Raw genomic sequence first — 19703 nt, forward strand, 5'->3', positions numbered from 1 at the left:
CCCAGGGATCAGGAGAGCACTCATGGCCAAGATCAAACCCCGCGTGAAGGCGCCCAAGAAGGCCGCCGTCGGCGAGATCATCGAGATCAAGACGCTCATCAGCCACCCGATGGAATCGGGCCAGCGCAAGGACAGCAAGACCGGCGAGCGCATTCCGCGCAAGATCATCAACAAGTTCGTCGCCACCTTCGAGGGCGAAGAGGTCGTCAGCGCCGATCTGCATCCGGCGGTCTCGGCCAACCCCTACATCCGCTTCGAGATGAAGGTGCCCGGCCCGGGCGAGCTGCGCTTCGCCTGGACCGACGACGACGGCTCGGTCTACGAGACCTCGAGCAAGATCGCCATCGCCTGACGCGCGCCGGCCCCGTGCGCGGGGCCGGGCCGAAGAACGCCCCGCCAAAGGGGCGGCACATACGGGGAGGAACACCGACATGACGGCACGCATCATCAAGAGGGCGGCGGCCCTGGGCGTGATCGCGGCGATGGGCGCCGGCGCCGCCCTGGCCGATTACGACGATGACGAGCTGGTGATCGACGGCGTCAAGATCGCGACCAAGGTGCCGGCGCCGCCGGGCCACCCGCTGCCCGAGATCGTGTCCGGCTGGCGCTTTCGCAGCGACGAGACCCAGGCGCTCGAGGCCGACGACTTCGAGAACCCGGCCATGGTCGCGGTCGATTACGGCCAGTCGCTGTGGGACGCGGTCGATGGCGAGGCGGGCAAGTCCTGCGCCTCGTGCCATGGCGACGTCGAGGAAAGCATGAAGGGCGTGCGCGCCGGCTATCCCAAGTGGAACGAGAAGGCCGGCCGCCCCTTCACGCTCGAGAACCAGATCAACGCCTGCCGCACCGAGAACATGAAGGCCGAGCCCTGGAAGTGGGAATCGCGCGAGATGCTGGCCATGACCGCGCTGGTCGGCAAGCAGGCGCGCGGCTACCCGATGAAGATCCGCAAGGACGGCCCCATGGCCGAGTGGATCGAGAAGGGCAAGGAGCTCTACTACACGCGCTTCGGCCAGCTCGACATGGCCTGCTCGAACTGCCACGAGGACAATTACGGCAAGATGATCCGCGCCGACCATCTGAGCCAGGGGCAGATCAACGGCTTTCCGACCTACCGCTTCAAGTGGCAGGGGCTGGGCTCGCTGCATCGCCGCTTCTCGGGCTGCATGAAGAACATCCGCGCCGAACCCTTCAAGCGCGGCTCGGACGAGTTCGTCGCGCTCGAGGCCTATCTGGCCGTCCGCGGCGAGGGGCTGGGCATCGAGACCCCGGCCGTTCGCAACTGACCGGCGCGCGCCGCGCCTTGACGCGCGGCGCGCCCTCGCCCCTTTGCCAGGGGCGCGAAGAAGACCTCATCACAGGAGAGCGACGCATGATTTCCCGCCGGGATTTCCTCCAGGCCGCCGCGGCGGCGTCCGCCATCATCGGCGGCTCGGCCGCCGGAGGGTGGGGGCGGCTGATGGCCGCGCAGTCCCTGACCCAGGATCAGCTGCTGGAGTTCGAGACCACCGGGAACGTGACGCTCATCCACGTCACCGACATCCACGCGCAGCTCAAGCCGATCTGGTTCCGCGAGCCCGAAATCAACATCGGCGTCGGCGAGGCCGCGGGCCAGCCGCCGCACGTCACGGGCGCCGACTTCCTGCGGCTGTTCGGCTTCAGGCCCGGCACGCCCGAGGCCTACGCCTTCACCTATCTCGATTTCGTCGCCCTGGCGCGCAGCTACGGGCGCATGGGCGGGCTCGACCGCGTGGCCACGGTCGTCAACGCCATCCGCGCCGACCGGCCCGACGCGCTGCTTCTGGACGGGGGCGACACCTGGCAGGGCAGCTACACCGCCAACGCCACGCGCGGGCAGGACATGGTCAACGTCATGAACGCCCTGCGCCCCGACGCCATGACCTCGCATTGGGAATTCACCTACGGCGTCGATCGCGTCAACGAGATCGTCGAGACGCTGGACTTCCCCTTCCTCGGCGCCAACATCTTCGACGCCGAGTGGGAAGAGCCCGCCTACGAGCCCTACAGGATCTTCGAGCGCGGCGGCGTGCGCATCGCGGTCATCGGCCAGGCCTTTCCCTACCTGCCGGTGGCCAATCCGCGCTGGATGTTCCCCAATCTGAGCTTCGGCGTGCGCGAGGAGCGCATGCGCGAGGTCGTCGCCCAGGTGCGCGAAGAGGAAGGCGCCGATCTGGTGGTGCTGCTCTCGCACAACGGCTTCGACGTGGACCGCAAGATGGCCGCGCGCGTGCCCGGCATCGATGTGATCCTGACCGGCCACACCCATGACGCGCTGCCCGAGCCGCTCGTCGTCGGCAAGACGCTGCTGCTGGCCTCGGGCTCGAACGGCAAGTTCGTGGCGCGGCTGGATCTGGACGTGCGCGACGGCGCGCTGCGCGGCTGGCGGCACAAGCTGATCCCCGTCTTCTCGGACGTCATCGCGCCCGACCCCGAGGTGGCGGCGCTGATCGAGGCCGAGCGCGCGCCCTTCAAGGCGCAGCTCGAAGAGGTGCTGGGCACGACCGAAAGCCTGCTCTACCGGCGCGGCAACTTCAACGGCTCGTGGGACGATCTGATCTGCAACGCCCTCATCGAAGAGCGCGAGGCCGACATCGCCCTGTCGCCCGGCTTCCGCTGGGGGCCCAGCCTTCTGCCCGGCGAGCCGATCACCCGCGAGGACCTGTTCAACGCCACGGCCATGACCTATCCGGCCGCCTACCGCACCGAGATGACGGGCGAGCAGCTCAAGGCCGTGCTCGAGGACGTGGCCGACAACCTGTTCAACCCCGACCCCTACTATCAGCAGGGCGGCGACATGGTGCGCGTGGGCGGCATGGGCTACGCCATCGACCCGAACGCGCCCATGGGGCGGCGCATCTCGTCCATGACGCTGCTGCGCGACGGCAGCCCGATCGATCCGCAGCGCAGCTATGTGGTGGCGGGCTGGGCCTCGGTGAACGAGGGCACGGAAGGCCCCGCCATCTGGGACGTGGTCGAGAGCTTCGTCAAGCGCAAGGGCGTGGTGCGCATCGACCCCAACGCCACGGTGCGCGTGGCGGGCCGCTGAGGGGTGCGGAGCGCGGGGCCGCGTCGCGGCATTGATATGCGTAAAGTCGAATAAGAGAATGCGAGATCGGAGCGAACCCCCGGGTTCCCACGACCATCGGAGGATGAAGATGAGCGACGAGAGCAGGCAGCCCAAGGCGTCGCGGCGCGCCTTCCTGACCGGAAGCCTCGCCGCCGGCGGCGCGCTGGCGGCGGTGGGCGCGGCGCGGGCGGCGGGCGATCCGGCGATCCTCGAGCTGCCGGACTGGACGACGACCCTGGGCGAGGGCGTGGACGCCAACCCCTATGGCATGCCCAGCGAATACGAGGCGCATGTGGTGCGCCGCAACGTGCCCTGGCTGACGGCCGATCCGGTCAGCTCGGTCAACTTCACGCCGCTGCACGAGCTGGACGGCATCATCACCCCCAACGGCCTGTGCTTCGAGCGCCACCACGGCGGCGTGGCGCAGGTGGACCCGGCGCAGTGGCGGCTGATGATCCACGGGCTGGTCGAGACGCCGCTGGTCTTCACCCTCGAGGACCTCAAGCGGTTCCCGCGCGTGAACAAGGTCTATTTCCTGGAATGCGCGGCCAATTCGGGCATGGAGTGGCGCGGCGCCCAGCTCAACGGCGTGCAGTTCACCCATGGCATGATCCACAACGTCATGTATACGGGCGTGCCGCTGCGCACGATCCTCGAGGAATGCGGCCTCAAGCCGGCGGGCAAGTGGATGCTGGCCGAAGGGGCCGACGCGGCGGCGATGACGCGCTCGATCCCGATCGAGAAGGCGCTGGACGACTGCATGGTCGCCTTCAAGATGAACGGCGAGGCGCTGCGCCCCGAACAGGGCTATCCCGCGCGGCTGGTCGTGCCCGGCTGGGAGGGCAACATGTGGGTCAAGTGGCTGCGCCGGCTCGAGATCGGCGACAAGCCCTGGCACCACCGCGAAGAGACCTCGAAATACACCGACCTTCTGCCCGACGGGACCGCGCGCCGCTTCACCTGGGAGATGGACGCCAAATCGGTCATCACCAGCCCCAGCCCGCAGGCCCCGATCACGCATGGCAAGGGCCGAACCGTCATCACCGGCATCGCCTGGTCGGGGCGCGGCACGATCCGGCGCGTGGACGTCTCGCTCGACGGCGGGCGCAACTGGCTTCCGGCGCGGCTCGACGGCCCCAGCTTCGACAAGTCGATCCACCGCTTCTATCACGAGTTCGACTGGGACGGCCGGCCGCTTTACCTGCAAAGCCGCGCCATCGACAGCACCGGCTACGTCCAGCCCACCAAGGACGCGCTGCGCTCGGTGCGGGGCGTGAACTCGATCTACCACAACAACGGCATCCAGACCTGGTATGTGAACGAGAACGGAGAGGCGGAAAATGTCGAGGTTTCCTGAGCTTGGCCTGATCCTGGCCCTTGCCGCGGGCCTGCAGGCGGCCCCCGCATCGGCCGGCCCGCTGGGGCTGGGCCGCCCGGCGACGCCCGACGAGATCGCCGCCTGGGACATCGACGTGCGCCCCGACGGCGTCGGCCTGCCCGAGGGGCGGGGCGGCGTGGCCGAGGGCGAAGAGCTCTATTCCGACAACTGCGCCGTCTGCCATGGCGATTTCGGCGAGGCGGTCGGCCGTTGGCCCGTTCTGGCGGGCGGTCAGGGCACGCTGACCGCGGACCGGCCGATCAAGACGATCGGCTCCTACTGGCCCTATCTGTCGACGGTGTATGACTATGTGCACCGGGCCATGCCCTTCGGCGCGGCGCAGTCGCTGTCGAATGACGAGGTCTACGCCATCACCGCCTACCTGCTTTACCTCAACGACCTGGTGGACGAGGATTTCGTGCTCTCGCGCGAGAACTTCCTGTCGGTCCGGCTGCCCAACGAGCCGAACTTCAAGGATGACGACCGCCTGCAGACCGAAACCTTCGTGTTCGACGAGCCCTGCATGAAGGACTGCAAGCCGGGCGAGCCGACCATCACCATGCGCGCGGCGGTGCTGGACGTGACCCCCGAGGGCGACGGCGAAGGCTCGCTGGAATGAGGCGGCGCGCGCCCCGGACGTGCTCGCTTCCGGGGCGCGGGGCGGCGGGCGCGGCCCCTCTGGCCGCGCGCCGCGGCTCAGGCCCGGGCGCGGCGGCGGCGCGCGGCGGCGCCCAGCGCCAGCAGACCCGCGCCCATCAAGAGGCCCGCGCCGGGCAGCGGCACGGCCGAGGCGCCCGAGGGCGTGCGCTCGAAGCTGATGGCGCTCAGATAGAACTCGTCATCCACATAGCGCAGCAGGATGTCGGTGAAGGCCGACACGCGCGCGGAAACCGGCAGATCTCCGGCCAGGGCGTATCTGCTGTAGTTGTCGCCGCCGTCCCACGAGATGTCCACGCTGCCCGAGAAGACCGGCCGGTGGACCGAGTTGCGGAAGGACAGCCCCGTGATCTCGAGATTTTCGAGGAAGGCGACGCTCAGGATCTCGCCCGTCGTCACGTTGTCGTCGCTCGAGGGGCTGCACTGCGCGCTCGCGGTCACGGTCTTGCAAACGCCCACGCCCGCGCCGCCGCGGTCGAAATAGGCATAGGCCGGATCGCCCCCGGCGGTTCCGCCCAGCACCATGCTCACGCCGCCGATGACGACGGGGTTGGCATGGCCGTTCGGCGCGCCCACGGCGGCTTCGCCGGCGACGTTGTCGATATGGTCGATGAAATCGATCACCGCCGCGCCCGCGGGCTGGGCGGCCGAGACGAGGCTTGCCGCGGCAAGCGAAAGAAGAGCGGTCCTGAACATGGCGGTTCCTGGTTATCGACGTTTCGCGCGTTCCCCGATTGCGGAACGCGGGCGGAAATCACGACGCATGGTCTTCGAACGCGGACGATGAGAGGAATATCGGATGTGAACGGCGAATGATCAAGATGAACCAACCTTAACGCCGCCCCCCTGCGGCAAAGGCCGCATTGCCCCGCCCGCGCGTGGGGGGTAACTTGATCGAAGTCAATGCAGCCACGCAACCATTCGGGCGATACAGCCGCCTGCGACCCACGCGCCGCGCCCCGCGCGGTCAGCCGGAGGACCTGATGGATTACGAAGCTTTCTTCCAGAGCGAGCTGGATTCGCTGCGCCGCGAGGGGAACTACCGCATCTTCGCCAATCTCGAGCGCGAGGCCGGCGCCTTTCCGCGCGCGCGCCGCCGTGCCGACGGGCGCGAGCAGGAAGTGGTGGTCTGGTGCTCGAACGACTATCTGGGCATGGGGCAGCATCCCAAGGTGCGCCAGGCGATGAAGGACGCCATCGACCGCTGCGGCGCGGGGGCGGGCGGCACGCGCAACATCTCGGGCACCAACGTGCATCACGTCGAGCTGGAGCGCGAGCTGGCGGATCTGCACGGCAAGGAGGCGGCGCTTCTGTTCACCTCGGGCTACGTGTCGAACTGGGCGGCGCTGGGCACGCTGGCCGCGCGCCTGCCGGGCTGCGTGGTGCTGTCCGACGCGCTCAACCACGCCTCGATGATCGAGGGCATCCGCCATTCGCGCGCGCAAAAGCGCATCTGGAAGCACAACGACGTCGAGGATCTGGAACGCAAGCTGGCCGATCTGGACCCCGACGCGCCCAAGATCGTGGCCTTCGAATCCGTCTACTCGATGGATGGCGACATCGCCCCGATCAAGGAGATCTGCGACGTGGCCGAGCGCTACGGCGCCATGACCTATCTCGACGAGGTGCACGCCGTCGGGCTTTACGGCCAGCGCGGCGGCGGCGTGGCCGAGCGCGAGGGGCTGATGCACCGCCTGACCGTGATCGAGGGCACGCTGGGCAAGGCCTTCGGCGTGATGGGCGGCTACATCGCCGCCTCGGCGGCGCTGTGCGACTTCGTGCGCAGCTTCGCCTCGGGCTTCATCTTCACCACCTCGCTGCCGCCGGCGGTGGCGGCGGGCGCCTGCGCCTCGATCCGCCATCTCAAGACCAGCGACGTCGAGCGCAAGGCCCATCAGGAGGCCGTGCGCAAGCTGCGCCGGCGGCTCGATCAGCTGGGCATCCCGCACATGGACAACCCCAGCCACATCGTGCCCGTGATGGTGGGCGATCCGGTCAAGTGCAAGATGATCTCGGACATCCTGCTCGAGGATTACGGCATCTACGTCCAGCCCATCAACTACCCCACCGTGCCCAAGGGCACCGAGCGGCTGCGCTTCACGCCCTCGCCCTACCACACCGACGCCGACATCGAGCATCTGGCGCAGGCGCTGCACGCGCTCTGGAGCCAGTGCGCCCTGTCGCGCGCCGTCGCCTGAGCGCGGCGGCGCCCGCGCCCGGCCGGCGCGGCGGGCGGCGGCGCCGCCGGACGGCGCGGGGCGGCATGGCGCGCGGGGCGATGGCCGGGCGCGGGCTCTTGCGCGCCGCGCCGGGGCCGTGCGCAGGCGCGAAGGGCGGCCCCATGGGCGGCGCTCAGAGGGGATCTTCCTCGGCCTGGCGCAAAGCCTCGGCGCCGGTCAGGACATCCATCATTTCCTCGGTGATCTCGTCCTGACGCAGGATGAGCGACTGGCGCGTCAGCTCGGCAAGCTTCTCGCGGATGTTGCGGTCGGCGGCGCGCATGACCTCTAGGCGCGCGGCGTTCTCGGCGGCCATGGTTTCGACCAGCGCGGCGGCGATGCGCGAGAAGAGCAGCTCGTCGGCCAGGCCGGCCGCAAGCGCGTCCGGCGCAAGCTGGGCGAGCGGGGCGTCCAGCCCCGACGGGGGCCGCGCGGCGGCCGGATCGAGGCGGTGCGGCGCCTGGCGCGTCAGGACGGGCGCTTGCGGCCCGCCGCGCCCGCATGGCGCGTGGATCAGGCGCAGCGAAGGCGCGCGCGCCAGGCGCGCCGCCAGACGCGCGGCCAGTTCGGGGGCCGAGGCGATCCGCGCCGGCATGGGCAGCACGGCGTCCGGCGCGCGTCCGCTTTCCTGCGCAAGGGTCCGCGCAAGACGCGCGCCGACGACCTCGAGCGCCTCGCCGGGCGCCAGCGCCCTGACGGCGCGCGCAGCGAGGCGGGCGTTCATCGCGCCGACGAAGCCATGTTCCGAGCCCATGACCAGCAGCGTCGCGCGCGGCGCGGCCGCCGGTCCGGTCTCCGGCGCGTCGGCGCGCGCGCTTTGCGGCCCGAAGGCGGGCGCTTGCGGCGCGTCTTCGGCGGCGCCGGGCGCAAGATCGGCAAGCAGGCCGGGCGCGAAGGCCGCCAGCGCCTGGCGCGTCGCCGCGAGGTGGGCGCGCGCGGCCTCGAGCGCCGGGGCGGCGGCGCGCGACTGGGCCGCGGCCAGCGATTGCAGCGCCCGGACGATCTCGTGAAAGCTGCGCAGCGCGGCGATTCGCCCGCGGATATGGGGCAGCTTGTCGCTCACGCGCCCGCATCCCGGCTTGCCGCCGCATCCTGCGCGATCAGCGCGCGCGCGGCATCGAGCAGGGTCGCGCGATCGGCGGGCTCAAGGGTCTGCTCGCGCGCAATGCGCGCCCAGGCCGCCGGCGCGGCCCGGGGCAGCTCGCGCCGCAGCGCCGCCGCCAGCCGCGGAACCCGGTCTTCGGGGACCGGGTCGAACAGCCCTTCGTCGGCCGCCAGCAGCAGCGCCGCCTGGGCGGGCAGGGGCAGGGGGGCCAGCTCTTCCTGCCGCAGGATCGCGCGGATGCGGCGGCCATGGCGCAGGCGCGCGGCGGCGCGCTCGTCGCTCACCGCGCCGAAGCGCGAGAAGGACTCCAGCTCCAGATACTGCGCGTATTCCAGCTTGAGCCGCTCGGCCAGCGATCGCAGCGCGGGCGCCTGCGTCTTGCCGCCCACGCGGCTGACGCTCAGCCCCACGTTGACGGCCGGTTTCTGGCCCTCGTTGAACAGCGTCGGCTCAAGATAGATCTGTCCGTCCGTGATCGAGACGAGATTGGTGGGGATGTAGGCGGTCAGGTTTCCGGCCTGCGTCTCGGCGATGGGCAGCGCCGTGAGCGAGCCGCCTCCCAGCGCCGGCGACAGCCGCGCCGCCCGTTCGAGCAGGCGGGCATGCAGATGAAAGACGTCTCCGGGATAGGCCTCGCGGCCGGGCGGCCTGCGCAGCAGCAGCGACAATTCCCGATACACGATAGCGTGCCGCGTCAGGTCGTCGAACACCACCAGCGCATCGCGGCCGTTGTCGCGAAAGTGTTCGGCCATGGCGCATGCCGCATAGGGCGCGATCCACTGCAGCCCGGGCGCCGCTTCGGGCGGCGCGAACACGAAGATGCAGTTGCCGGGGTCGCCGTGGCGGCGCACCGCGTCGATCACCCGCGCGGTCGAGGACGCCTTCTGCCCGATGGCGCAATAGACGCAGATCACGCCCGAGCCCGCTTGCCCGGCACCCGACCGGTCGATGCCCGATCGGTCGAGGCCCGACTGGTTGAAGCCCGACTGGTTGATGCCCGATTGATTGATGCCCGATTGATTGATGATCGTGTCGACCGCGATCGAGGTCTTGCCCGTCTTGCGGTCGCCGATGATCAGCTCGCGCTGGCCGCGGCCGAGGGGGATCATCGCGTCGATGACCGTCAGCCCCGTGAGCAGCGGCTGCGTGACCGGCGCGCGATCCATGATGCGGGGCGCGGGGCGCTCGACGGGCAGCGAGGCGGCGGCGCGCAGGGCGGGCCCGCCATCCAGCGGGCGGCCCAGAGGATCGATCACGCGGCCCAGAAGCGCCTCGCCCACGGGCACGCGCACGATGTCGCCCGAGGCGCGCACCGCGTCGCCCGCGCGCACCCCCGCGTCGGGGCCCAGAAGCGCAACCCCCGTCAGCCTTTCGCTGACGGTCAGGGCCACGCCCTCGACGCCGCTTTCGAAGATCAGCCTTTCATTCAGCCGGCAGCGCGGCAGGTTCTCGACCTGCGCCACGCCATCTCCGACCCGCAGAACCCGCCCCACATGGGACAGACGCGCGCGCGGGCTCAGCTCGGCCGCCTGCGCGCGCGCCTTGCGCAGCCAGCTGCGCAGCGCGGCGTCGGGCGTCGGGGCGGGGGCGTCGGGGTCGGCCGCGGGGTCGTCAGGGCGCATCGTCCATGCTCCTTGCAAGGCGCGCGCGGGCTTCGGACAGGAAATCGGCCCAGGCCAGCCGCAGCTCTGCGCCGCCCATGGTCAGGACGAAGCCGCCGAGCAGCGCGGGATCGACGCGGAAGGTCAGCCGCGGCGGCGCGCCGACAAGACGGCCAAGCGCCTCGCGCCACGCGGCGCGCGCGTCCTCGTCCAGCGCGCGGGCGGTGACGAGCGCGGCGTCCGCCCCGGGCGAGGCCAGCGCGGCGCGCTCGGCAGGTTCCATCTGCGCCAGCGCGCGCTCGAAGGCGGCGATCTGCGCGGGCGCGTCGTCCGCGCCGCAGGCCGCGCCGAAGCTTTGCAGCACGCGCCCGGCCAGCGTGGCGGCCAGGGCGGCGATGTCGGCCCGCGCGGCGTCGATGGCGCGCGCGCGGGTCTCTTGCGCCGCGCGCCGCGCGGCCTCGCGGATGGCCTCGGCTTCGGCCTCGGCCTTGGCGATGCGCTGCGCGCGCAACGCCTCGAGCTCGGCTTCGGCCTGCGCGGCGAGGGCGCGCTTGCGCTCCTCGAACTCGGCCAGCGCCCGCTCATGGCGGCGGCGCGCCTCCTCGGCGGCCGCCTCGCGCGCGCGCGCCGCGTCGAGCGCGGCGTTCACGCGGGCTTGACGCTCGGCGATCACCTGTCGCACCGGGCGGTAGAGAACGCGCGTCAACACCCAGACGAGGACCAGGAAGTTCGCGGCCTGCAGCCCCAGCGTCCACCAGTCGATGGTCATGCGTCAGCCGACGAAAGGGTTGGCGTAGAGCAGAAGCAGCGCGACCACGAGGCAGTAGATCGCCATCGTCTCGATCATCGCGAGCCCCACGAACAATGTGCGCGAGAGCACCCCCCGCCGCCTCGGGCTGGCGGGCGATCGCCTCCATCGCCGCGGCCACGGCGCGCCCTTCGGCCAGCGCGGGGGCGATGGCGCCGAAGCTGACCGCCAGCGCGGCGCAGATCACCGAGATCGTTTCGATCGTCATGCGAGAGGCTCCTTTCAGGTTTCGACGACGCCAAGACCGGCGCCGATGTAGACGGCGGCGAGAACGGCGAAGATGTAGGCCTGCACCAGGCCGATCAGCACGCCCAGCGCCATGAATGGCGTCGGCAGCAGAAAGCCCGCCAGCGACAGCAGGATCGCCACGACGAATTCGTGGCTCATCATGTTGCCGAACAGGCGGATCATCAGCGAGAAGGTGCGCGTGATCTCGCCCAGAAGGTTCAGCGGCAGCATCAACGCCGTGGGCTCGGCATAGCGCCGCAGATAGGCCCGCCAGCCGCGCGCGCGGACCCCGTGCCAGTGCACCGAGAAGAACACGATCAGCGCCAGCGCCGCGGGGGTTTCCAGATGGCCGGTGGGGGGCGCAAGGCCCGGAACCGCCGCGGACAGGTTGGCGCTGGCGATGAACAGGAAGAGCGTGCCCAGCAGGGGCATGAAGGGCCAGGGGTCCCGGCCCAGGATCTCTTCCGCCTGGCGCGCGATGGCCTCGACCACGATCTCGAGCGCGGCTTGCGCGCGGCCCGGCGCGATGCGCGGGCGCCGCATGATGGCGCCCGCGGTCAGCGTCATCGCCGACATCAGCAGCCACGTCGTCGCCACCGCCGCCGAGACGGGAACCGGGCCGAGGTGGAACAGGATCTCGGGGGTCAGGGGATTGGTCGTCATGGGCGTTTCCCGTCCTGGGGCGCGTCGCGGGCGCCGGGGTCCGCGCCGCGATGGGCGGGCGGGCGCGGGCCGGCGTCCAGCTCGCGCAGCGCGGCGCGCATGCGCAGGCGCCGCGCCAGCAGGAAGCCGGCGAACAGCGCCAGAAGCGGCCCCGCGCCCCGTTGCGCCGCCAGCCAGAACGCCGCGCCGGCCAGGGTCAGCCGGCCAAGCGCCAGCGCCGCGGCGCGCATGGGGCCGGCCGCGCCGGCGGCGGGGGTCGCGCGGCGCAGAAGCGCCAGATAGACCATGCCAAGCGCCGCGCCGGCCGCCGCGAACGCCGCCGCCTCAAGCGCAGGAGCAAGCGTCGGGGGCGTCATGCGTCGTCCTCCTTCTTGCGCGCGGGGTCCGACCTGGCGTCGGGCGCGCGGTCGGCGCGCTGGGCCCGGCGCACGCGCCGCCACGCCAGCCAGCCGCCTAGCGATGCGCCCGGCATGATCACTCCGGCGCTGAAGGCCCCCCCTGGCCCAGCCGCAGGTCCAGCAAGCGCCCCAGCGCCGCCGCCGCCAGGGTCGGCGCGGCCACCAGCCACCCCAGCCCGCCCGTCACGGACAGATCGCGCCAGAACGCGCCGGGCGCGTCGGCGGCCGCGCGCCGGCGCGCCTCGCGCTCAAGCGCCTCGGCCAGCGCCGCGCGCCCGCCCTCGTCGCGGGCGGCCGGGCCGGCGCCGTCGCCCGCGGCGGCGGCCTTGCCCTGCGGGCGGTCGGGGCCGTCGGCGCGGGCGGGGCTCATGGCGCGTCGTCCTCGCGCCCGTCCGGCGCCGCGCCGGGGCCGAAGGCGGGCGTCGCCGGAACGGGGGCCGGGCGGCGCCGCGCCTCGAGCACCTCGCGCAGGCGGCGCGCGGCGGCCACATGCAGCCGCGCGGCCTCGGCGCGGGCGCGGGTCTCCTCCGCGTCGCGGCGGGAATATTCGGCCAGGACCTCGCGCGCGAGCGCCGCCAGATCGTCGCCGCAGCGCGCGTCGCGGGCGGCCACCTCGACCAGCGCGCCGCCGCGGACGCGCAGGACCCCGCCCCGCACCGCCACATGCGATTCGCGGCCCGCGCGGTCGCGCCAGCTGAGCGCGCCGGTCTCGAGCAGAGTCACGAAATCGGCGTGTCCGGGCAGGATGCCGAATGCGCCGCTTGCGTCCGCAGCCCGGATCGCGGCCACCTCGGGCGCATCCAGCACCTGGGCGACGGGGGTCATGACGCGCAGGCGCATCATCGCGCGGCCCCCCCTCCGGCCCCCCCTCCGGTCCCCTCTCCGGCCCCGCCGCGCCTCGCGGCGCGGGTGCGCGCGTCGTCCAGCGTGCCGGTCATGTAGAGCGCCTCTTCGTCCAGCGAGTCGGCCTCGCCGGCCAGAATCGCCTCGGCGCCGTCCAGGGTCGCCTCGAGCGGCGCCGAGGCGCCCGGGCGCCCGGTGAAATGCTCGGTCACGGCGAAGGGCTGGGTCAGGAAGCGCTCCATGCGCCGCGCGCGCGCCACGGCGAGGCGGTCCTCGGGGCTCAGCTCCTCCATGCCCAGAAGCGAAATCACCTCCTGCAGCTCGCGCCGCCGCTCCATCAGCTCGCGCACGCCCTCGGCGATGCGGCAATGGCGCTGGCCAAAGATGCGCGGGTCGATCAGCGTCGAGGACGAGGCCAGCGGATCGACCGCCGGGTAGAGCCCCTGCGCGGCCATCTCGCGGCTCAGGACCACGGCGCTGTCCAGATGCGCGAAGGTCTGCGCCACCGCCGGGTCGGTGAAGTCGTCGGCCGGAACGTAGACCGCCTGGATCGAGGTCACCGCCGCGCCGTGCGCCGAGGCGATGCGCTCTTCGAGCTCGGCGATCTCGGTGGCGAGGGTGGGCTGGTAGCCGACGCGGCTGGGCAGGCGCCCGAGCAGGCCCGACACCTCGGCGCCCGCCTGCACGAAGCGATAGACGTTGTCCATCAAGAGCAGCACGTCGCTGCGCTCGACGTCGCGGAAATGCTCGGCCACGGTCAGCGCCGTCAGACCCGCGCGCCAGCGCGCGCCCGGGGGTTCGTTCATCTGGCCGAAGACCAGCGCCGTGTTGGCCAGAACCCCCGAGGCGCCGAGGTCGAGCCAGAGCTCGTGCCCCTCGCGCGAGCGCTCGCCGATTCCCGCGAAGACCGAGATGCCCCCGTGGCGCGTGGCGGCGGCGCGGATCAGCTCCATGATGAGCACCGTCTTGCCCACGCCCGCGCCGCCGAACATCGCCGCCTTTCCCCCGCGCAGAAGCGGCGCCATCAGGTCGATGATCTTGATGCCGGTCAGGAAGGGTTCGCGCGTCGCCCCCTGCTCGCCAATGGGGGCGGCGGGCGGTGGATGGGCATGCGCGGCAGATCGGCGGGCAGGGGCGGGCCGCCGTCGATCGGGTCGCCGGCCACGTCGATCATCCGGCCCAGCAGCGCGCGGCCCGTCGGCGCGGTCAGCGGCCCGCCGGAGTCGCGCACCGGCGTTCCGGGGCGCAGCCCGGCCGTTTCCTGCAGGGCGACGCAGCGCGCCGTCGCCGGATCCAGATGCGCCTGCACCTCGAGCGTCAGTCGGTGCGGGCCGTCCCACTCGACCTCGAGCGCGCTGCGGATGGGCGGCGCGCCGGCATCGCCGAAATCGACGTCCACCACGGCGCCGGCCGCCGCCACGATGCGGCCGCGCCGGGGCTCGGTTGCGGGGCGTTCCGCGGCGGTTGCCTGCGCCATGGTCTTCCTCATCGGTTGCCCGGGCAATCTTCCACGCGATCGTCCGTCATTCCTTGATGCAGCGCAAATTCGCCGTCCACGGCGCGCGCCCGGTCGCAGCCCCTTGCGCGGAGCTGCGCGGCCGCCGGACCGACCGCCGCCGCCCCGTGGCTTGCCGCGCAGTCTGCCGGGGCCGCCGGATTCCCTCGAGGCCTGCCGGCGTCGGGCGGCGGCGGGCACAAGCCCCGCGCGGCGGCCCGCGGCGTCCGGGGCCCGGCGCGCGATCGGTCGGCGCCCGCGGCGGGGCGCCGCGCAGATCGCCCCGCGGCTTGCGCGTGCGTCGCTACGGCGCCTGCGATGCGAGGGCCGAGGCCAGACCCCTGCGCGCGGCGCGGCCCTGGGGCGGACGCGCGGTCAGGCGCGGCGAGGCCCCTGACCGGCGCGATGAGGCGCCGCGCGCGGCTGCGCGGGCGGTCTTGCCGATGCGGCGGCCTGCGCGGCGTCGAAGCCCATCTGCGGGCCTGCGCCGCCGCCGGGGGCTCATTCGAGCCCCGGCTCGTCGAGCAGCGCGCGCCCCTCGCGGTCCTCGACCTCGATGATCCACAAATCCGGGTCGAAGGCGCGCTGGCGCGCCAGAGAGGCGTCCACCTCGGCCTCGTCGCCTTCGGCGAGAACGGTCCACACGCGCTCGCCCGACGGGCCGAGGCTGCGCGCATGGGCGCGCGCGCGCCCGTCCAGGGTGTTGACCTTGACGATCACCGCGCCGGCGTGGTCGTCGCCATGGGCGGTCACATAGGCGGGGATGTCGTTCAGACGCAGCCGCGCCAGATAGGCGTGCACCCAGAATTCGGCGCGCAGGCGCGGCGCGCTCATGACTTGCCGGCGTCGCGGAAGTCGAGCCCCATCTCCTGATAGCGCTCAGGCTCGTCCATCCAGCTGGGGCGGGCGCGCACGTCAAGGAACAGATGCGCCGGGCGCCCCAGCAGGCGGGTCAGCTCTTCCCGCGCCTGGGCGCCGATCTGCTTGATCGTCTCGCCCTTGCGGCCGAGCACGATGCCCTTGTGGCCGTCGCGCGCGACGTAGATCACCTGCTCGATGCGCACCGAGCCGTCCTTGCGCTCTTCCCAGCTCTCGGTCTCGACGGTCAGCTGGTAGGGCAGCTCCTGATGCAGGCGCAGGGTCAGCTTCTCGCGCGTGATCTCGGCGGCGATCATGCGCAGCGGCAGATCGGCGATCTGGTCCTCGGGATACAGCCACGGACCCTCGGGCATGCGTTGGGCCAGCCAGCGGCGCAGATCGGCGACGCCGTCGCCCTTCTCGGCCGAGATCATGAAGGTGGCCGCGAAGGGGTGGCGCTCGTTCATGCGGGCGGCCAGCTCGAGCAGCTTCTCGCGGCGCACGCGGTCGATCTTGTTGATGACCAGGATGACGGTCTGCGCGGGGCGGGCGCGCTCTTCGAGGGCGCGCAGGATCTCTTCCACGCCCTCGGTCAGGCCGCGATGGGCCTCGATCATCAGCGCCACCACGTCGGCGTCCTCGGCGCCGCCCCAGGCGGCCGCGACCATGGCGCGGTCGAGGCGCCGGCGCGGGCGGAACAGGCCCGGCGTGTCCACGAACACGATCTGCGCCGGACCCTCGACGGCGATGCCGCGGATGCGCGCGCGCGTGGTCTGCACCTTGTGCGTGACGATCGACACCTTGGCGCCGACCATGCGGTTGAGCAGGGTGGATTTTCCGGCGTTCGGCTCGCCGATCAGGGCGACGAAGCCGCAGCGCGTCGGCGCCGCGGCGGGGGCTTCGACGTCAGGCATCATCGGACTCCAGCTGATCGAGAAGGCGGGCGGCGGCGGCCTGCTGCGCGGCGCGCTTGGACGGGGCCGAGGCGGTGGCCTCGCGCCCGTCGGCAAGGCGCGCCGCGACGGTGAAGACGGGGGCGTGGTCGGCGCCCTCGCGCGAGATGGTGGCGTATCGCGGCGGCTCCATGCCGCGCGCCTGCGCCCATTTCTGCAAGGCGGACTTGGCGTCGGTGGGCGGCTCGTCCCCGGCCGCCTCGAGGCGCGGCCCCCACAGGCGCAGGATGGCGGCGCGCGCGGCGTCCAGCCCGTGTTCGAGATAGACCGCCGCGATCAGCGCCTCCATGGCGTCGCCCAGCATGGCCTGCTTGCGCCGCCCGCCGGTCAGCTTCTCGGAGCGGCCAAGGCGCATGGCCTCGCCCAGCCCGATCTCGGCGGCGATCTGCGCGCAGGTCTCCTTGCGCACCAGGGCGTTGTAGCGGGCGGCGATGCGGCCCTCGGGCTCGTCGGGGTGGCGGGCCAGCAAGGCCTCGGCCAGCACCAGGTTCAGAACGCGGTCGCCCAGGAATTCGAGGCGCTGATTGTCCGCGCGCGCCGGCGACGAGGCGGATGGGTGCGTCAGCGCCTCTTCCAGCAGGTCGCTGGGCTGCAGCGGCGCCCCCAGCGCCTGCGACAGGCGCCGCGCATGGGCGGCCAGCTCGCGCCGGCTCATGCGCCCCCCGCCCGCGTCATCGGACCGCCACGAAGAAGCGGTCGGCGCGCCAGTTCCAGACCTCCCAGAAGCGGCCCGCGAAGCTGAGCGCGATCAGATCGGCGCGGCCGACCAGGTTCTCGAGCGGGACCATGCCCACGCCCTGGCGGCTGTCGTTGGAATTGTCGCGGTTGTCGCCCATGAAGAAGTAATGCCCCTCGGGCACCACGAATTCGCGGGTGTTGTCGGTGAATGGCTTGTCGTTGTCGTCGGCGTTCAGCACGATGTGCTCGCGCCCGCCGGGCAGGGTCTCGATGAAGCGCTCCTTGAGGCACATCACCTCGCCGTCGATGCGCGGATAGGCCTTGCAGGCCAGATTGGCGCCGGGGTCGATGGGCTCGATGAAGACGCCGTCGGGGCGCTGGGGCGCGGCCTGGCCGTTGATGTAGAGGATGCCCTTGCGCATCTGGATCCGGTCGCCGGGCAGGCCGATCAGGCGCTTGACGTAATCCTCGCCCGAGCGGGGATGCTTGAACACGATGACGTCGCCGCGCTCGGGCTGGCGGGCCAGGATGCGGCCGGGGATCGGCACGGCCGAGAAGGGGAAGGAGTGGCGCGAGTAGCCGTAGGCGTATTTCGACACGAACAGGAAATCGCCGATCAGCAGCGTCGACTTCATCGAGCCCGAGGGGATCCAGAAGGGCTGGAACAGAAAGCTGCGGAACGCGCCCGCGATCAGCAGCGCGTAGACGACGGTCTTGAGCAGCTCGCCCAGACCTTCCTTCTTCTTGGCCATGCGCATTCATCCATTCCCGCGGGCGCCTTCCCGCCGCCGCGTTGTCGCGCCTGGCCCCGGCCATGTCAAGCAAGGCCCTGACCGGTCAGCGGGCGGGCGCGGCGGGCCTTGCCTCGATCACCACGAAGGCCTGCGCCCATGGGTGATCGTCGGTGATCGTCAGGTGGATCACGGCCTCTCGCCCCGGCGGGGTCAGCGCCGCCAGCCGCGCCGCCGCGCCGCCGGTCAGGCGCATGGTGGGCTGGCCCGAGGGCAGGTTGACCACGCCCATCTCGCGCCAGGCCACGCCCATGCGCAGCCCCGTGCCCAGGGCCTTGGCGCAGGCCTCCTTGGCGGCCCAGCGCTTGGCGTAGGAGGCGGCGCGGGCGCGGCGGCGCTCGGATTTCGCCTGCTCGATCTCGGTGAAGACGCGCTGCACGAAGCGCTCGCCGAAGCGTTCGAGCGTGCGCTCGATGCGGCGGATGTCCGCCAGATCCGCGCCGACGCCCAGGATCATGCCGCCCCGCCTTGCGCGCGCGCCGCGTCCATCAGCGCCCGCATGCGCGCGATCGAGGCCTCGAGCCCGACGAAGATGGCCTCTCCGATCAGGAAATGGCCGATGTTCAGCTCGACGATCTGGGGGATCTCGGCCACCGGGCCCACCGTGTCGTAGGTCAGGCCATGCCCGGCATGCACCTCGAGCCCCAGCGCCCCGGCCAGCGCCGCCATCTCGCGCAGGCGCGCCAGCTCGGCGTCGCGGTCGTCGAAGCGGCCCTCGTGATGGGCGTCGCAATAGGCGCCGGTGTGCAGCTCGACCACCTGCGCGCCGATGCGCGCGGCGGCCTCGATCTGCGCGCGCTCGGCCGCGACGAAAAGCGACACCCGGCAGCCCGCCGCGCGCAGCGGGGCGATGAAGGCGGCCAGGCGCGCCTCGTCGCCGGCCACGTCGAGCCCGCCCTCGGTCGTGCGCTCCTGCCGCTTTTCGGGGACGATGCAGACGGCGTGCGGCTTGTGGCGCAGGGCGATGGCCTGCATCTCGTCGGTGGCCGCCATCTCGAGGTTCAGGGGCGCCGAGATCGCCGCCGCCAGCGCGGCGATGTCCGCATCGGTGATGTGGCGGCGATCCTCGCGCAGATGCGCGGTGATGCCGTCGGCGCCGGCGGCCTCGGCCATGCGCGCGGCGCGCAGCGGGTCGGGGTGCGGGCCGCCGCGCGCGTTGCGGATGGTGGCGACGTGGTCGATGTTGACGCCAAGCCTGAGCTTGCGCGGTTGCGAGTGGCTCATGGGCTGCTCCTGCCTGTGGTCGTCTGCCTGCGATCGGCGATCGCGCCGTGGGCGCATTTGGCCAGCGGCGCGGGCGCATGTCCAGCGGCGGAGGGGGTCAGGCGGCGTCGTCGGCGGCCTTGCCGTCGCCGTCGCGCCGGCGCGCCTTGCGCGCGCGCAGGCGGTTGGCGTGCTCGTGCACGCGCCGGCGCGCCGCCGCCATCAGCCGCTCGCGCCGGCGGCTCTGATACGCGGCCACGATCGGGCGCACCAGCGCATAGAACCCCCACGCGCAGATCAGGCCGGGGCCGAGACCGCCCAGCAGATAGGGCACGAGGATGCTTTCGAGGTTCGCCCACAGCCAGCCCAGCGAGAAGTCCTGCGGCGGCGGCACATGGACGCCGGTCAGGTGAAAGCCGATATAGAGCGCCGCGCCGGCGATGAAGGGAAAGGTCGCGGGATTGCCCACGAAGGTGCCCAGCGCCGAGGCCAGGATGTTGCCGCCCAAGAGCCAGGCCAGCGCCGCGGCCAGCACGAAATGCAGTCCGAAGAACGGGGTGAACGAGACGAACACGCCGCAGGCGAAGCCCAGCGCGATGCGGTGGGGGGTGTCGGGCAGGCGCTGCATGCGCTTGCCGATGTAGAGATAGCCGCGCCGCCACCCCTTGCGCGGGACCAGAAGCTCGCGCAGGCGAACCAGGACCGGGGCTTTGTCGCGCCTCTTGAAGATCATGGCT

Annotated in this window: 21 protein-coding genes and 2 pseudogenes; 6 read left to right on the forward strand and 17 right to left on the reverse strand. The window is 72.2% G+C overall.

The annotated features are described in order from the left end of the window. Positions 1–22: 22 nt before the first annotated feature. The 5 genes from soxZ to LY05_RS02280 all read left to right on the forward strand — a co-directional run bounded on the left by soxZ (position 23) and on the right by LY05_RS02280 (position 5085). Positions 23–352, forward strand: a complete 330-nt coding sequence (gene soxZ, locus LY05_RS02260) for a thiosulfate oxidation carrier complex protein SoxZ (protein WP_072746195.1) — start codon at positions 23–25, stop codon at positions 350–352. 79 nt (positions 353–431) lie between these two features. Beyond that, positions 432–1286: a sulfur oxidation c-type cytochrome SoxA gene (gene soxA, locus LY05_RS02265; RefSeq protein ID WP_148921936.1), complete on the forward strand. Its 855-nt coding sequence runs from the start codon at positions 432–434 to the stop codon at positions 1284–1286. Positions 1287–1372: 86 nt separating this feature from the next. Then, on the forward strand, positions 1373–3067 hold the full coding sequence (soxB, locus tag LY05_RS02270; protein ID WP_148921937.1) for a thiosulfohydrolase SoxB: 1695 nt from the start codon (positions 1373–1375) through the stop codon (positions 3065–3067). A 109-nt stretch (positions 3068–3176) separates the two neighbouring features. Next, positions 3177–4445 (forward strand): sulfite dehydrogenase, encoded by a 1269-nt coding sequence (gene soxC / locus LY05_RS02275; protein WP_072746193.1) that lies wholly within the window; start codon positions 3177–3179, stop codon positions 4443–4445. Then, on the forward strand, positions 4429–5085 hold the full coding sequence (locus LY05_RS02280; RefSeq protein ID WP_148921938.1) for a c-type cytochrome: 657 nt from the start codon (positions 4429–4431) through the stop codon (positions 5083–5085). The genes soxC and LY05_RS02280 overlap by 17 nt, the downstream gene beginning before the upstream one ends. Positions 5086–5162: 77 nt before the next feature. Here LY05_RS02280 and LY05_RS02285 read toward each other — a convergent pair whose 3' ends face one another. Continuing rightward, complete coding sequence (locus LY05_RS02285; RefSeq protein WP_072746191.1) at positions 5163–5819, reverse strand: hypothetical protein; 657 nt, start codon at positions 5817–5819, stop codon at positions 5163–5165. Between the two features lie 287 nt (positions 5820–6106). Between LY05_RS02285 and hemA the strand changes: the two genes are divergently transcribed. Beyond that, positions 6107–7321: a 5-aminolevulinate synthase gene (gene hemA, locus LY05_RS02290; protein WP_148921939.1), complete on the forward strand. Its 1215-nt coding sequence runs from the start codon at positions 6107–6109 to the stop codon at positions 7319–7321. Between the two features lie 154 nt (positions 7322–7475). On the opposite strand, the gene LY05_RS02295 is transcribed toward hemA, so the two are convergent. The 16 genes and pseudogenes from LY05_RS02295 to LY05_RS02370 all read right to left on the reverse strand — a co-directional run bounded on the left by LY05_RS02295 (position 7476) and on the right by LY05_RS02370 (position 19699). Beyond that, complete coding sequence (locus LY05_RS02295; RefSeq protein ID WP_148921940.1) at positions 7476–8405, reverse strand: F0F1 ATP synthase subunit gamma; 930 nt, start codon at positions 8403–8405, stop codon at positions 7476–7478. Next, a complete protein-coding gene (gene atpA / locus LY05_RS02300) occupies positions 8402–10069 on the reverse strand; it encodes a F0F1 ATP synthase subunit alpha (protein WP_148921941.1) in 1668 nt (555 codons plus the stop codon). The genes LY05_RS02295 and atpA overlap by 4 nt, the downstream gene beginning before the upstream one ends. Then, positions 10059–10817: a F0F1 ATP synthase subunit delta gene (locus tag LY05_RS02305; RefSeq protein ID WP_148921942.1), complete on the reverse strand. Its 759-nt coding sequence runs from the start codon at positions 10815–10817 to the stop codon at positions 10059–10061. The genes atpA and LY05_RS02305 overlap by 11 nt, the downstream gene beginning before the upstream one ends. Before the next feature lie 3 nt (positions 10818–10820). Continuing rightward, positions 10821–11064: pseudogene (locus tag LY05_RS02310) on the reverse strand (F0F1 ATP synthase subunit C). A 14-nt stretch (positions 11065–11078) separates the two neighbouring features. Next, positions 11079–11747: a F0F1 ATP synthase subunit A gene (atpB, locus tag LY05_RS02315; protein ID WP_148921943.1), complete on the reverse strand. Its 669-nt coding sequence runs from the start codon at positions 11745–11747 to the stop codon at positions 11079–11081. Further along, positions 11744–12103, reverse strand: a complete 360-nt coding sequence (locus tag LY05_RS02320; RefSeq protein WP_072746184.1) for an N-ATPase subunit AtpR — start codon at positions 12101–12103, stop codon at positions 11744–11746. The genes atpB and LY05_RS02320 overlap by 4 nt, the downstream gene beginning before the upstream one ends. A 118-nt stretch (positions 12104–12221) precedes the next feature. Continuing rightward, the gene (locus LY05_RS02325; protein ID WP_072746183.1) at positions 12222–12515 is read right to left on the reverse strand and encodes a hypothetical protein; all 294 of its coding nucleotides are present in this window, start codon (positions 12513–12515) and stop codon (positions 12222–12224) included. After that, positions 12512–12988 carry a F0F1 ATP synthase subunit epsilon gene (locus LY05_RS02330; RefSeq protein WP_211356260.1) on the reverse strand — a complete coding sequence of 159 codons (477 nt, stop codon included), beginning with the start codon at positions 12986–12988 and terminating at the stop codon, positions 12512–12514. Before LY05_RS02330 ends, LY05_RS02325 begins: the two co-directional genes overlap by 4 nt. Then, a pseudogene (gene atpD / locus LY05_RS02335) lies at positions 12985–14465 on the reverse strand (F0F1 ATP synthase subunit beta). Before atpD ends, LY05_RS02330 begins: the two are co-directional and overlap by 4 nt. 519 nt (positions 14466–14984) lie before the next feature. Beyond that, positions 14985–15317 (reverse strand): DUF1491 family protein, encoded by a 333-nt coding sequence (locus tag LY05_RS02340; RefSeq protein WP_072746182.1) that lies wholly within the window; start codon positions 15315–15317, stop codon positions 14985–14987. Further along, positions 15314–16255 carry a GTPase Era gene (era, locus tag LY05_RS02345; RefSeq protein WP_148921944.1) on the reverse strand — a complete coding sequence of 314 codons (942 nt, stop codon included), beginning with the start codon at positions 16253–16255 and terminating at the stop codon, positions 15314–15316. The genes LY05_RS02340 and era overlap by 4 nt, the downstream gene beginning before the upstream one ends. Further along, the gene (rnc, locus tag LY05_RS02350; protein WP_148921945.1) at positions 16248–16949 is read right to left on the reverse strand and encodes a ribonuclease III; all 702 of its coding nucleotides are present in this window, start codon (positions 16947–16949) and stop codon (positions 16248–16250) included. The genes era and rnc overlap by 8 nt, the downstream gene beginning before the upstream one ends. A 16-nt stretch (positions 16950–16965) precedes the next feature. Further along, positions 16966–17724, reverse strand: coding sequence for a signal peptidase I (gene lepB / locus LY05_RS02355; RefSeq protein ID WP_148921946.1), 759 nt, complete (start codon positions 17722–17724; stop codon positions 16966–16968). Between the two features lie 85 nt (positions 17725–17809). After that, positions 17810–18220, reverse strand: coding sequence for a holo-ACP synthase (gene acpS, locus LY05_RS02360; RefSeq protein ID WP_072746179.1), 411 nt, complete (start codon positions 18218–18220; stop codon positions 17810–17812). After that, positions 18217–18987, reverse strand: coding sequence for a pyridoxine 5'-phosphate synthase (locus LY05_RS02365; RefSeq protein WP_148921947.1), 771 nt, complete (start codon positions 18985–18987; stop codon positions 18217–18219). The genes acpS and LY05_RS02365 overlap by 4 nt, the downstream gene beginning before the upstream one ends. A 97-nt stretch (positions 18988–19084) precedes the next feature. Continuing rightward, positions 19085–19699: a DUF2062 domain-containing protein gene (locus LY05_RS02370; protein WP_148921948.1), complete on the reverse strand. Its 615-nt coding sequence runs from the start codon at positions 19697–19699 to the stop codon at positions 19085–19087. Between the last annotated feature and the right edge of the window lie 4 nt (positions 19700–19703).

The organism is Oceanicella actignis, from assembly GCF_008124525.1.
Lineage (GTDB): Bacteria > Pseudomonadota > Alphaproteobacteria > Rhodobacterales > Rhodobacteraceae > Oceanicella > Oceanicella actignis.

Excerpts from the sequence above, each read along its gene's own strand:
- LY05_RS02330 (WP_211356260.1), bottom strand. The coding sequence starts at position 12,988 with ATGATGCGCCTGCGCGTCATGACCCCCGTCGCCCAGGTGCTGGATGCG.
- LY05_RS02305 (WP_148921942.1), bottom strand. The coding sequence starts at position 10,817 with ATGACCATCGACTGGTGGACGCTGGGGCTGCAGGCCGCGAACTTCCTG.
- soxB (WP_148921937.1), top strand. The coding sequence starts at position 1,373 with ATGATTTCCCGCCGGGATTTCCTCCAGGCCGCCGCGGCGGCGTCCGCC.
- LY05_RS02370 (WP_148921948.1), bottom strand. The coding sequence starts at position 19,699 with ATGATCTTCAAGAGGCGCGACAAAGCCCCGGTCCTGGTTCGCCTGCGC.
- hemA (WP_148921939.1), top strand. The coding sequence starts at position 6,107 with ATGGATTACGAAGCTTTCTTCCAGAGCGAGCTGGATTCGCTGCGCCGC.
- LY05_RS02285 (WP_072746191.1), bottom strand. The coding sequence starts at position 5,819 with ATGTTCAGGACCGCTCTTCTTTCGCTTGCCGCGGCAAGCCTCGTCTCG.
- LY05_RS02280 (WP_148921938.1), top strand. The coding sequence starts at position 4,429 with ATGTCGAGGTTTCCTGAGCTTGGCCTGATCCTGGCCCTTGCCGCGGGC.
- lepB (WP_148921946.1), bottom strand. The coding sequence starts at position 17,724 with ATGGCCAAGAAGAAGGAAGGTCTGGGCGAGCTGCTCAAGACCGTCGTC.
- soxC (WP_072746193.1), top strand. The coding sequence starts at position 3,177 with ATGAGCGACGAGAGCAGGCAGCCCAAGGCGTCGCGGCGCGCCTTCCTG.
- LY05_RS02320 (WP_072746184.1), bottom strand. The coding sequence starts at position 12,103 with ATGACGCCCCCGACGCTTGCTCCTGCGCTTGAGGCGGCGGCGTTCGCG.
- rnc (WP_148921945.1), bottom strand. The coding sequence starts at position 16,949 with ATGAGCCGGCGCGAGCTGGCCGCCCATGCGCGGCGCCTGTCGCAGGCG.
- era (WP_148921944.1), bottom strand. The coding sequence starts at position 16,255 with ATGCCTGACGTCGAAGCCCCCGCCGCGGCGCCGACGCGCTGCGGCTTC.
- atpA (WP_148921941.1), bottom strand. The coding sequence starts at position 10,069 with ATGCGCCCTGACGACCCCGCGGCCGACCCCGACGCCCCCGCCCCGACG.
- LY05_RS02325 (WP_072746183.1), bottom strand. The coding sequence starts at position 12,515 with ATGAGCCCCGCCCGCGCCGACGGCCCCGACCGCCCGCAGGGCAAGGCC.
- LY05_RS02365 (WP_148921947.1), bottom strand. The coding sequence starts at position 18,987 with ATGAGCCACTCGCAACCGCGCAAGCTCAGGCTTGGCGTCAACATCGAC.
- soxA (WP_148921936.1), top strand. The coding sequence starts at position 432 with ATGACGGCACGCATCATCAAGAGGGCGGCGGCCCTGGGCGTGATCGCG.
- atpB (WP_148921943.1), bottom strand. The coding sequence starts at position 11,747 with ATGACGACCAATCCCCTGACCCCCGAGATCCTGTTCCACCTCGGCCCG.
- soxZ (WP_072746195.1), top strand. The coding sequence starts at position 23 with ATGGCCAAGATCAAACCCCGCGTGAAGGCGCCCAAGAAGGCCGCCGTC.
- LY05_RS02340 (WP_072746182.1), bottom strand. The coding sequence starts at position 15,317 with ATGAGCGCGCCGCGCCTGCGCGCCGAATTCTGGGTGCACGCCTATCTG.
- acpS (WP_072746179.1), bottom strand. The coding sequence starts at position 18,220 with ATGATCCTGGGCGTCGGCGCGGATCTGGCGGACATCCGCCGCATCGAG.